Origin of the sequence: Stenotrophomonas capsici (assembly GCF_034961085.1) — a bacterium.
GTDB lineage: Bacteria > Pseudomonadota > Gammaproteobacteria > Xanthomonadales > Xanthomonadaceae > Stenotrophomonas > Stenotrophomonas capsici.
Genome location: NZ_JAYFUH010000066.1, coordinates 1 through 11,705 on the forward strand (window position 1 = coordinate 1; position 11,705 = coordinate 11,705).

At 68.5% G+C, this 11,705-nt stretch carries 12 protein-coding genes; 5 read left to right on the forward strand and 7 right to left on the reverse strand.

Annotated elements, in window-relative coordinates:
• The coding region (locus VA603_RS05640; RefSeq protein ID WP_323438207.1) for a transaldolase family protein at positions 1 to 650 on the forward strand (650 nt) is incomplete at its 5' end.
• A gap of 334 nt (positions 651 to 984) precedes the next feature.
• Here VA603_RS05640 and VA603_RS05645 read toward each other — a convergent pair.
• From VA603_RS05645 to VA603_RS05660, 4 genes are read right to left on the reverse strand one after another with little or no spacing between them, the layout of a single operon-like run.
• Positions 985 to 1,494, reverse strand: a complete 510-nt coding sequence (locus VA603_RS05645; protein WP_132864927.1) for a flavodoxin family protein — start codon at positions 1,492 to 1,494, stop codon at positions 985 to 987.
• Between the two features lie 3 nt (positions 1,495 to 1,497).
• Positions 1,498 to 2,148, reverse strand: a complete 651-nt coding sequence (gene msrA / locus VA603_RS05650; RefSeq protein WP_323438232.1) for a peptide-methionine (S)-S-oxide reductase MsrA — start codon at positions 2,146 to 2,148, stop codon at positions 1,498 to 1,500.
• 31 nt (positions 2,149 to 2,179) lie between these two features.
• Positions 2,180 to 2,446: a putative signal transducing protein gene (locus VA603_RS05655; RefSeq protein ID WP_192286636.1), complete on the reverse strand. Its 267-nt coding sequence runs from the start codon at positions 2,444 to 2,446 to the stop codon at positions 2,180 to 2,182.
• 13 nt (positions 2,447 to 2,459) lie between these two features.
• Positions 2,460 to 3,128 carry a glutathione S-transferase family protein gene (locus tag VA603_RS05660; protein WP_323438208.1) on the reverse strand — a complete coding sequence of 223 codons (669 nt, stop codon included), beginning with the start codon at positions 3,126 to 3,128 and terminating at the stop codon, positions 2,460 to 2,462.
• A gap of 102 nt (positions 3,129 to 3,230) precedes the next feature.
• Here VA603_RS05660 and VA603_RS05665 point away from each other — a divergent pair, with 102 nt between their 5' ends.
• Positions 3,231 to 4,982, forward strand: coding sequence for a glutamine--tRNA ligase/YqeY domain fusion protein (locus tag VA603_RS05665; RefSeq protein WP_323438209.1), 1,752 nt, complete (start codon positions 3,231 to 3,233; stop codon positions 4,980 to 4,982).
• A 78-nt stretch (positions 4,983 to 5,060) separates the two neighbouring features.
• On the opposite strand, the gene VA603_RS05670 is transcribed toward VA603_RS05665, so the two are convergent.
• Genes VA603_RS05670 through VA603_RS05680 form a run of 3 tightly spaced genes read right to left on the reverse strand, consistent with a single transcriptional unit; the run spans position 5,061 to position 8,195 of the window.
• Positions 5,061 to 6,137: an ABC transporter substrate-binding protein gene (locus VA603_RS05670; RefSeq protein ID WP_323438210.1), complete on the reverse strand. Its 1,077-nt coding sequence runs from the start codon at positions 6,135 to 6,137 to the stop codon at positions 5,061 to 5,063.
• Complete coding sequence (locus VA603_RS05675; RefSeq protein ID WP_425603668.1) at positions 6,134 to 7,519, reverse strand: sensor histidine kinase N-terminal domain-containing protein; 1,386 nt, start codon at positions 7,517 to 7,519, stop codon at positions 6,134 to 6,136. The genes VA603_RS05670 and VA603_RS05675 overlap by 4 nt, the downstream gene beginning before the upstream one ends.
• The gene (locus tag VA603_RS05680) at positions 7,506 to 8,195 is read right to left on the reverse strand and encodes a response regulator transcription factor (protein ID WP_132864932.1); all 690 of its coding nucleotides are present in this window, start codon (positions 8,193 to 8,195) and stop codon (positions 7,506 to 7,508) included. The genes VA603_RS05675 and VA603_RS05680 overlap by 14 nt, the downstream gene beginning before the upstream one ends.
• Before the next feature lie 222 nt (positions 8,196 to 8,417).
• Between VA603_RS05680 and VA603_RS05685 the strand changes: the two genes are divergently transcribed.
• Genes VA603_RS05685 through phbB form a run of 3 tightly spaced genes read left to right on the forward strand, consistent with a single transcriptional unit; the run spans position 8,418 to position 11,704 of the window.
• Complete coding sequence (locus tag VA603_RS05685; protein WP_323438234.1) at positions 8,418 to 9,563, forward strand: OprO/OprP family phosphate-selective porin; 1,146 nt, start codon at positions 8,418 to 8,420, stop codon at positions 9,561 to 9,563.
• A gap of 31 nt (positions 9,564 to 9,594) precedes the next feature.
• Positions 9,595 to 10,932, forward strand: a complete 1,338-nt coding sequence (locus VA603_RS05690; RefSeq protein WP_132864933.1) for a CitMHS family transporter — start codon at positions 9,595 to 9,597, stop codon at positions 10,930 to 10,932.
• A 31-nt stretch (positions 10,933 to 10,963) separates the two neighbouring features.
• A complete protein-coding gene (phbB, locus tag VA603_RS05695; RefSeq protein WP_323438211.1) occupies positions 10,964 to 11,704 on the forward strand; it encodes an acetoacetyl-CoA reductase in 741 nt (246 codons plus the stop codon).
• The last annotated feature ends 1 nt before the right edge of the window (position 11,705 follow it).

The following is an 11,705-nucleotide window of genomic DNA, read 5'->3' on the forward strand; positions in this document are numbered from 1 at the left end:
ACGACACCGCTGCCACCATCGCCAAGGCGCGCGAGTTCATCGCCATGTACGAAGCGGCCGGCGTGCCGCGTAGCAAGGTGCTGATCAAGATCGCCGCCACCTGGGCCGGCGTGGAAGCGGCGCGCGTACTGCAGGCCGAAGGCATCGACTGCAACCTGACCCTGATCTTCAACCCGACCCAGGCGCTGGCCTGCTCGGAAGCCGGTGCGTTCCTGATCTCGCCGTTCGTCGGCCGCATCCTGGACTGGTACGTGGCCAACGGCCAGGCGCCGGCCAGCATCGACGAAGACCCGGGCGTGCAGTTCGTGCGCGGCGTGTACGCCGAGTTCAAGCGCCGTGGCTCGCCGACCGTGGTGATGGGCGCCTCGTTCCGCTCGACCGCGCAGATCGAAGCGCTGGCCGGCTGCGACCGCCTGACCATCTCGCCGGACCTGCTGGAGAAGCTGGACGCCGACTTCGGCGAGCTGCCGCGCAAGCTGGTGGCCGGTGCGGCCGAAGCCGTCAACGTGGCCGCCATCGATGAAGCCAAGTTCGACGCCGACCTGGCCGCCGACCCGATGGCCACCGAGAAGCTGGCCACCGGCATCGACGCGTTCGCCAAGGACCTGCAGACGCTGCGCCAGCGCATTGCCGACGAACTGGCGAAGTAAGCAGACTCACACGTAGTACCAGCAAACCTCCCTTCTCCCCTGCAGGGGAGAAGGTGCCCCGAAGGGGCGGATGAGGGCGTTCTTGCGTTGCCGTAGCGTTTACGTGCTTCCACAGCGCCCTCACCCCAACCCCTCTCCCGTTCACGGGAGAGGGGCTTGAGCAGAAAACCAGGGCACGCAATGCCCGAGAGCCTCCCTTCTCCCGCCTGCGGGAGAAGGTGCCCCGAAGGGGCGGATGAGGGCGTTTTTGCCTTGCCGTAGCGTTTACGTGCTTTCAAGGCGCCCTCACCCCAACCCCTCTCCCGCTATGCGGGAGAGGGGCTTGAGCAGGAAACTAGAACACGCCCAGCTCCAGGCCCGCCGCCAGCAACGCACCGAGCTCGCGGCCACGCGCCAGCGCAGAGGCCGGCACCTGCTTGGCCGCCAGAATCGCCTCCGCCGTCTGTGCCTGCGTACACACCAGCACCGGCTCGGCCACCTCCTTCAGGCGCAGGCCCAGGGCCACCCGCCGCAACTGTGCGATCGTCGGCTGCCCGTCCGAACCGGCACACACCAGCAGCGCATACGGCTTGCCTTCGCAGCGCCCCAGCAACGGGTAATAGCTGCGGTCGAAGAAGTCCTTCATCGCCCCGCTCATCGAGGCCAGCGTCTCGGGCGTGGCGAACACCACTGCATCGGCCGCCAGCACATCCGCCGCGCCGGCATCGGCCGCACGCAACGCACTCACGTCCACGGCATCATCCGTCGCCGCGCGTGCGCCTTCCAGCAGCGCACCGACCATGGCCTCGGTCGCACCGGTGAAGCTGTGCCACACCACCAGCAGACGCCGCGGCGTGGCCCCCATCACTCAGACGTCCAGCCCGATCGGGCAGCTCACGCCGGTGCCACCGATGCCGCAATAGCCGTTCGGGTTCTTGGCCAGGTATTGCTGGTGGTAGTCCTCGGCGTAGAAGAACGCCGGTGCCGGATGGGCGATTTCGGTGGTGATCGGCCCGTAGCCGGCCGCTTCCAGCTGCTGCTGGTAGGCCGCGCGGCTGGCGATGGCCGCGTCGTACTGCGCCTGCGTATGGCAGTAGATCACCGAGCGGTACTGGGTGCCGGTATCGTTGCCCTGGCGCATGCCCTGGGTAGGGTCGTGGTTCTCCCAGAACGTGCGCAGCACGGTCTCCAGGGGCACCTGTGCGGGGTCGAACACGACACGCACGACCTCGGTGTGGCCCGTGAGCCCGGAGCAGACCTCCTCGTAGGTCGGGTTGGGGGTGAGCCCGCCCTGGTAGCCCACCGCGGTGGTCACCACGCCCGGCAGCTGCCAGAACTTGCGCTCTGCACCCCAGAAGCAGCCCAGGCCCACGTCCAGTACCTGCAACCCGGCCAGATCGCCCTGCAACGGCTGGCCGTTGACGAAATGCACGTTGTGCAGCGGCAGCGGAGCCTCGCGCCCCGGCAATGCCTCTTCCGGGCGCGGCAGGCGCTGCTTGAACGCACCGATACCCAGCAAACCTTGGCCGATTCCCAACATGGTCAGTTCCTCAGGCCGGGAGCAGTCCCGGCGCCTCATCTGCATCGGAAATGGGGTCGCCCGGGCCCTCGTCCAAGGCCAGTGCGGCCACGATGTCCTCGGCCTGCGGCTGGGCCGAATCCGGCACGCAGACGCGCAGCAGGCCGAACAGCGGCAGTTCGCCGCCAGCACCCAGCAGCGACTCGCCGAACACGAACGCCGGGATGCCGGCGTCCTCCAGCGCGTGCTTGACCAGGTGGGCGTCGAACAGGTTGTTGGTCTGGTAGATCTGCTGCATCAGTGTTCTCCCTTCACAGCGGCACGCGCAGTGCATCGGTGGCGGCCAGTCGCTCGGTTTCCGCCGCGCCGGCCTGGCGCCATTCGCGCAGCGCCGGCAAGGCCAGCAGCGCGCGATGGTACGGTTCCGCACCGCCATCCACGGGCACCCCGTAGCCATCGAAACGTACCGCCACCGGTGCAAACATCGCATCAACGATGCCGAACTGCCCGAACAGGAAGTCACCGCCGGTACCGTAGGTCCCACGTAGTTCGGCCCACAGCGCGCAGATCCGGCCGATGTCGGCCTGGGCCGCGGCATCCCAGCGGTAGCCGTCCGGCTTCCGCTGGCTGTTCATTGGCAACTGGGTGCGCAGGGCGGTGAAACCTGAATGCATCTCGGCCGCCGCCGCCCGCGCCACGGCCCGCTGGGCCCGGTCGGACGGCCAACCACGCCCGTCCAGCCAACGCTCGTTGGCGTACTCGCAGATGGCCAGCGAGTCCCACACGTGCAGGCCGCCGTCACGCAGGGCCGGCACCTTGCCGGTCGGCGAGTGACGCAGGGCCTGGCGGGTGAAATCCGGGCTGTCCAGCGCCAGCCGCACCTCGTCGAAGGCCACGCCGAAATGGCGCAGCAGCAGCCACGGGCGCAGCGACCAGGACGAGTAGTTCTTGTTGCCTATCACCAGAACGGGGCGGTCCATCGTTACGGTCCACGGGGCGGGAACCCCCAGCATAGCCCCGTCCCGGCAGCCGAGGCCGGGCTCGGCTAAACTTGCGGCTTATTTCAATACGTTGCGTCCCCCATGTCCGAGAACACGCCTGCCGCCGGTGCCACGCCGGAGAACGCTCCCGCCGAGAAGCGCGACTTCATCCGCCAGATCGTCCGCGAGGACCTGGCCAGCGGCAAGCACACGGCCATCAAGACCCGCTTCCCGCCCGAGCCCAACGGCTACCTGCACATCGGCCATGCCAAGTCGATCTGCCTGAACTTCGGCATCGCCGGCGAGTTCAGCGGCGTGTGCAACCTGCGCTTCGACGACACCAACCCCGCTAAGGAAGACCCCGAGTACGTCAACGCCATCCAGGACGACGTGCGCTGGCTGGGCTTCGAGTGGAACGAGCTGCGCCATGCCTCGGACTACTTCGATGCCTACTACCTGGCCGCGCAGAAGCTGATCCGCGACGGTAAGGCCTATGTCTGCGACCTGTCGGCCGAGGAAGTGCGCGCCTACCGGGGCAGCCTCACCGAACCGGGCCGCCCGTCGCCGTACCGCGAGCGCAGCGTCGAGGAGAACCTGGACCTGTTCGCGCGCATGCGTGCCGGCGAGTTCCCCGATGGCGCCCGCACCCTGCGCGCCAAGATCGACATGGCCAGCGGCAACATCAACCTGCGCGACCCGGCGATCTACCGCATCAAGCACGTCGAGCACCAGAACACCGGCGATACCTGGCCGATCTACCCGATGTACGACTTCGCGCATGCGCTGGGCGATTCGCTGGAAGGCATCACCCATTCGCTGTGCACGCTGGAGTTCGAGGACCACCGCCCGCTGTACGACTGGTGCGTGGACAATGTCGACTTCGCCCACGACAACGCGCTGACCCAGCCGCTGGTCGACAAGGGCCTGCCGCGTGAAGCCGCCAAGCCGCGCCAGATCGAGTTCTCGCGCCTGAACATCAACTACACGGTGATGAGCAAGCGCAAGCTGATGGCGCTGGTCACCGAGCAGTTGGTCGACGGCTGGGACGACCCGCGCATGCCGACCCTGCAGGGCCTGCGCCGCCGCGGCTACACCCCGGCGGCGATGCGCCTGTTCGCCGAACGCGTGGGCATCTCCAAGCAGAACTCGATGATCGACTTCAGCGTGCTGGAAGGCGCGCTGCGCGAGGACCTGGACAGTGCCGCCGCGCGCCGCATGGCGGTGATCGATCCGGTCAAGCTGGTGCTCACCAACCTGCCGGAAGGCCACGAAGAAACCCTGACCTTCAGCAACCATCCGAAGGACGAAAGCTTCGGCACCCGCGAAGTACCGTTCGCACGCGAGCTGTGGATCGAGCGCGAGGACTTCGCCGAAGTCCCGCCGAAGGGCTGGAAGCGGCTGATACCGGGTGGCGAAGTGCGCCTGCGCGGCGCCGGCATCGCCCGCGTCGATGAGGTAGTGAAGAACGACGCCGGCGAAATCGTCGAGCTGCGCGGCTGGCTGGACCCGGAATCGCGTCCGGGCATGGAAGGCGCCAACCGCAAGGTCAAGGGCACCATCCACTGGGTCAGCGCCCGGCACGCGGTGGAAGCGGAAGTGCGTCTGTACGACCGCTTGTTCTCGGTCGCCGACCCGGACGATGAATCCGAAGGCAAGACCTACCGCGATTACCTCAACCCGGAATCGCGCAAGGTCGTCACCGGCTATGTCGAGCCGGCCGCCGCCATTGCCGCGCCCGAGCAGGCCTTCCAGTTCGAGCGTACCGGCTACTTCGTCGCCGACCGCCGCGACCACACCGCCGGCAAGCCGGTGTTCAACCGCAGCGTGACCCTGCGCGACACCTGGGCGGGCTGATCCAACGCCGCTGCAATGAAAACGCCGGGCAACGCCCGGCGTTCTTGTTTTCCCCTCCTGGCCGTCGCTGGCTGCACGCTACCGCTGCACGTCGACAGCCTGCGGCTGACCTGCGGGTTCCACGCTGCTGCGCCAGGCATCCAGGAACTGCCGCCGCTTGAGCGCGTCCAGGTACACCAGCAGACCCGGCCCCAACTGGATCGGCCGGCGGTTGCGGCCGGGCGTGCCATCGCGCCCTGCCGCACCCACGATCGGCATCAGCCGCGCCTCGCGCGAGAGCACCAGCTGTCCGCGCGGGGACAGCAGGTAATCCAGGAAGCTGCGTGCCTCGGCCGGGTTGCGGCTGCTGCGCGGGATCATCGCCGTGCGCAGCACCACCAGCGTGTAGTCCTCCGGCTCGACGATACCCAGCGGCGCACCGGCATCGATGCGTGCCTGCGCATACGACCCCAGCACGTTGTAGGCCAGCGACAACTCGCCGCTGCTGACCTTGTCCAGCAGCACGCCGGTGCGCTCCTCGCGGACCACCGCATTGTCCCCCAGCGCCCCCAGCAGGGCGCCGGCGATGCTGCCGCGATGCGCGTCCTGGGTGGCCAGCAGGTACCCCACGCTGCTGCGTTCGATGTCATAGGTACCGACCTTGCCGCGCAACGGCGCGCCTTCACCGCGCAGCAGCGCCAGCAACTGGCGGCGGGTATGCGGGACCCGTGCCGGCGGCAGCGCGCGGGTGTTGTAGACGATGGTCACCGGCTCGTAGCTGATGCCATAGGCTTCGTGCCGCCACTGTGCCCAGGCCGGCACCGCCTCGGTCCACACCGACTGGTGCGGCAGCGCATGACCGTCATTGACCAGTTGCGTCTGCAGGTCCATGCCGCTGGAAATCAACAGGTCCGGCCCGTTCGGGCCCTTGCCGGTGCGCAGGAAACGCGCATGCAGGTCCTGGGTGATGATGTCCTCGTAGATCACCTCGGTGCCCGGATGCAGGCGCTGGTAGTCGGCGATCACCCGCGCGAACACCTCGATATCGGTGGTGCCGTGGATGCGCAGCTGTGCGGTGGCCGCGCCCTTGGCCGGGAAGCGTTGCACATCCCCCGGCGCGGCCCACGCCGGCAGCACCAGCAGGCAGCACAACATCATGATCAACAGGGACTTCATGCATTGCTCCTGGGCAGGTGCAGGGTGGCGACCAGGCCGCCTTCCGGCCGGTTGGCCAGATCGATCCGGCCGCCATGGCTGTCGATCACCCGCTTGACGATGGCCAGACCCAGCCCGGCGCCGCCGGCCGGTGCGTGCTCGCCGCGGCCAAAGCGCTCGAACACCCGCTCGGCGTCGGCGGCCGCGATGCCCGGGCCGTGGTCGGCGATGGTCAGCACCGCATCGGCTGCCTCCACGGTCAACGCGATCTGCAGCGCGCCGGCACCGCCGTACTTCACCGCGTTGTCGATCAGGTTCTTGATGGCCTCGCGCAGCAGCAGGGCGTCGCCGTTGACCGACACCACCGCGTTGGTCATCGCCAGCTGCACCCGCGGCGCCGGGCCCGCCTGCGGCAAGGCCTCGTGCAGGGCCTGGTGCACGACTTCGGCCAGGTCCACCGTGGCGAAGCTGCGCAGGTGCGAACGGTGGATCACGCTGGCATCACTGAGCAGCTGGTTGAGCAGACGGCTCATGTGGGTGGCGTTGCGCTCGATCGCCCGCAGGCTGCGCCGCATCTCCTGCGGGTCGTCCTCATCCAGCGCCAGCTGCGCCTGCGCGCGCAAGGCGGCCAAGGGCGTGCGCATCTGGTGCGCGGCGTCGGCCATGAACGCACGCAGGGTCTCGTTGCTGCTGGACAGGCGCTCCATGAAACGGTTCAGCGCACCGACCATCTGGTCCATCTCGCGTGGCACCCGCGCGTCCAGCGGCTTCAGGTCCGACGGCTCGCGCCGCGACAACTCGCGCTCCACCCGCACCAGCGGGCGGAACGCGCGATGCACGCCGAACGCGACCAGCGCCAAGGCAAGTGCCGACAGCACCCCGATCGCCAGCAGCGCGCGGTTGACCATCTCCTGTGCCAGCGCCTCGCGGGCACGACGGGTCTGCCCCACCTGCACCTGCACTTCACCCTGCGCGGAGGCGGCGGCAAAGCTGCGCGCGACCACCACGAAGCGCACCGTCTCGCCGCTGTAGCCGGCATCAAACAGCTGCGGCCGGCCATCGGCGAGCTGCGGCGATGCCGGCAGGTCCGGGTAGCCGGTGATCAGCGCACCACGGCTATCGGCGATGCGATAGAACACGCGGTCCTCCTCGGCCATCGACAGCAGGTCCAGCGCTGCGTACGGCAGGTCCACCTGCCATTGCCCGTCCACCAGCGCCACCGAATCGGCGATGGACAGCGCCGAGGACACCAGCAGGTGGTCATAGGAGCGGTTGGCGGCGCGCTGCCCGTACTCGCGCGCGGCGAACAGCAACACCACCGCGAACACCGCCAGCAGGCCGCCGAGGTACAGCAGCAGCGTGCGCCGCAGCGAACCCGGCGCGCGCTCCTCAGTCATCGCCATCCACCGCGCCCTCGCCGGGCTCCAGCAGGTAGCCCACGCCACGCACGGTGGTGATGCGCAACGGCGCGCCGGCCAGCTTGCGGCGCAGGCGACCGATGTACAGCTCGATCGCATTGGGCCCGGCCTCGTCATCAAAACCGAACAGGCCATTGCCGATCTCGTCCTTGCTCACCACCTGCCCGAGCCGCCCGACCAGGATCTCCAGCAGGCGGTACTCGCGGTTCGGCAGCTCGATCGGCTCGCCATCGACGCTGACGCGATGGGCCGCATTGTCGAACTGGAAGCTGCCCACCTGCACCACCTCGCTGGCATTGCCACGCGCACGGCGCAGCAGCACCCGGCAGCGGGCCTCGAACTCGCGGAAATCGAAGGGCTTGCCGAGGTAGTCGTCGGCACCGACATCCAGCGCCTGCACGCGGTCCTCGATGCCGTCGCGCGCGGTGAGCATCAGCACCGGGGTGCTGTCGCCGCGCTCGCGCATGCCGGCCAGCACGCGCAGGCCGTCGAGCTTGGGCAGGCCGATGTCCAGCACCACCAGGTCGAAACTCTGGTAGCGCAGCACGCTGGCCGCGCCCAGGCCGTCGGACTGCCAGTCCACCGCATGCCCGCTGCGGCGCATGCGACGGATGATCGCATCGGCCAGGTCCGGGTTGTCTTCGACCAGCAACAGGCGCATGGGCAGGAGCAGCAGGAAGCTGCGGGCATGCTAACGCGCCGCCCCCCGTCCACGCAGCAGGAATGCCACCGCGCTGCGCCGCACAAGGCGCTGACAGGCGGATGACAGCTTGGCCGCACCAGACTCTGGTCCAACGCACCATCCGGTGCCCACGCCGCGCGCCTGGCGCGCAACCTGGGAGGGTTTGTGGCAAACAACAACACGTGGCGGCAACGCGCCGCCGTGCTGGCGCTGGCTGCCTGCACGGCACCGGCCCTGGCCGCCGACGGCGAGGACGACGGCCCGGTCACCGCCACGCTCGGCGGCCGCCTGCACCTGGACTTCGCCAGCTTCGACAACGACCCGCGCGGCACCCCGAACAAGGACGACACCGAGATCCGTCGCGCATGGGTGGACGTATCCGGCCGCTTCTTCGCGGTCGACTACAAGCTGGAAGCCGACTTCTCCGGCGACCGCGTCGAGGCCAAGGACGTCTACGTCAGCCGCGGCTTCGGCAATGCCGGCAAGCTCACCGTGGGCCAGTTCAAGCAGTACTACTCGCTGGACGACCGCACCAGTTCCAACTACGGACCGCTGCTGGAGCGTGGCAATGCCGCCACCACGCTGGCGCCGCTGTATCGCCTGGGCGCGTCGTGGCAGGCCAACCCGGGCGATTTCACCTGGGCGGCCAGCATCTACAGCCTGGAGAGCATCGACGCCTGGCAGGTGAAGGGCCGTGCGGCCGGTGGCCGCGTCACCTGGGCCCCGGCGCCGCAGGCAGGCGATGTGTTGCACCTGGGCCTGTCGCTGGCGCGCGAGGCCTATGACAATCCCGGTGCCAACGGCGTGCCGGCGCTGCGCATCCGTCCGCGCCCGGCCGGCCACCTGTCCGATGAAAGCCGCTTGACCCTGGTCAGCTTCGCCGACGGCCGTGACACCGACGTCGACAAATGGTCGCTGGAGTATGCGCAGGTGCGCGGCCCCTGGTCATGGCAGGGCGAATTCAGCGGCGCCACCTTCGATGACGGTGCGCAACGCGGCAACGTGATGGCCGGCTACGGCCTGGTCAGCTGGTTCGTTACCGGCGAGACCCGCGCGTATGACCGCAAGACCGGCCGTTTCGCGCGCATCAAGGACATCCACCACACCGCCGGCGCGTTCGAGCTGGCCCTGCGCTACGACCAGATGCGCGGCGCGCAGCATCTGGACGGCCAGCCCGACCTGCGCCGCGGCAACACCGAGGCATGGACGCTGGGCGGCAACTGGTACCTGCGCGACAACCTGCGCTTCATGCTCAACCTGATCGAAAGCCGCAACCGCGACCGCCTGGCCGGCGCCACCGTCGACCGCACCCGCGCGGTCACCGGCCGGCTGCAGTTCGACTTCTGATCCCCTTTCCCACGTCCTGACCCTTAGGAGTCTGCAGATGATGCTGACCATCCTCGGCTTCGGCATGGTGCTCACGTTCATGTACCTCATCATGAGCAAGCGCCTGTCGCCGCTGGTAGCCCTGATCACCGTCCCCATCGTGTTCGCCCTGATCGGCGGCTTCGGCCACGGGCTGGACGAGATGATGCTCGAGGGCATCAAGAAGATCGCGCCCACCGGCGTGATGCTGATGTTCGCCATCCTGTACTTCGGGGTGATGATCGATGCCGGCCTGTTCGACCCGCTGGTGCGGATCATCCTGCGCGTGGTCAAGGGCGATCCCTTGAAGATCGTAATGGGCACGGCGGTGCTGGCGATGCTGATCTCGCTCGACGGCGACGGCTCGACCACCTACATGATCACCGTCTCGGCGATGCTGCCGCTGTACCGGCGGCTGGGCATGAACGCGCTGAACATGACCTGCGTGACCATCCTCGCCGGCGGCGTGATGAACCTCACCCCCTGGGGCGGGCCGACCGCACGTGCGGCCACCGCCCTGCACGTGGACCCGGCCGACGTGTTCGTGCCGATGATCCCGTCGATGGTGCTGGCCTGCGCCGGCATCCTCGCGCTGGCCTGGTACCTGGGCATCAGCGAGCGTCGCCGCCTGGGCGTGGTCAGCCTGCCGGAGGGCGGCAACTGGATGGACAGCAGCGTCTCGGACGACGGCGATGCCCTGCCGACCGTGGAGGATGCCGAGGACACCAAGCGCCCGCGCCTGCTGTGGGTCAACTTCGCGCTGACGCTGGCGCTGATGGCCGCGCTGGTGATCGGCCTGCTGCCGATGCCGGTGCTGTTCATGGTCGGCTTCGCCATCGCGCTGGTGATCAACTACCCGAACCTGGCCGAGCAGCGCCGCCGCGTGGTCAACCATGCCGGCAACGTGCTGTCGGTGGTGTCGCTGATCTTCGCCGCGGGCATCTTCACCGGCATCCTGTCCAACACCGGCATGGTCGAGGCGATGTCGCGCAGCTTCCTGGCGGTGATCCCCGACGCCTGGGGTCCGTACCTGGCGGTGATCACCGGGCTGGCGTCGATGCCGTTCACCTTCTTCATGTCCAACGACGCCTTCTACTTCGGCGTGCTGCCGATCCTGTCCGAAGCGGCGGGCCACTACGGCATCACCCCGGTGGAGATGGCCCGTGCCTCGCTGGCCGGCCAGCCGGTGCACCTGCTCAGCCCGTTGGTGCCATCCACCTACCTGCTGGTGGGCCTTGCCAAGGTCGATTTCGCTGACCACCAGAAGTTCACCCTGAAGTGGGCGGTGCTGATCTCGTTGTTGCTGATGATCGGCAGCCTGCTGCTGGGCCTGTACCCGCTGGCCGCCTGATCGGCCCCCTGCCCTCGAAACGGAGCTCACCATGACTCTTCGCATCGCCTACGTCACCAGCGGCATGGGCAGTGTCGGCACCGCCATCTGCCAGGGCCTGGCCCGTGCCGGCCACACCGTGGTCGCCGGTTGCGCGCCCAATTCCCCACGCAAGGCCAACTGGTTGCGCGAGCAACGCGAGCAGGGCTTCGACTTCATCGCCTCCGAGGGCAACGCCACCGACTGGGCTTCGACCAGCACGGCGTTCGCCAAGGTGCGCGCCGAGGTCGGCGAGATCGACGTGCTGGTCAACAACGCCGGCGGCAGCCGCGACGTGCTGTTCCGGCAGATGAGCCCGGAAGACTGGAACGCGGTGATCGCCTCCAACGTCAACGCCCTGTTCAACATCACCAAGCAGGTGGTCGAAGGCATGAGCCAGCGTGGCTGGGGCCGCATCATCAACATCGGCTCGGTCAGCGCGCACAAGGGCCAGATCGGGCAGGTGAACTACGCCACCGCCAAGGCCGCGATGCATGGGTTCACCCGCGCCCTGGCTGCCGAAGTCGCCGCGCGCGGCGTCACCGTCAACACGCTCTCGCCGGGCTACATCGCCAGCCAGGCGATCAGCAGCTTCCCGCCGGACGTGCTCGACCGGCTGGCCGCCTCGGTGCCGGTGCGTCGCCTTGGCCGCCCGGAGGAAGTCGCCGCGCTGTGCACCTGGCTGGCATCGGATGACGCGGCCTACGTGACCGGCGCCGACTATGCGGTCAACGGCGGACTGCACATGGACTGAT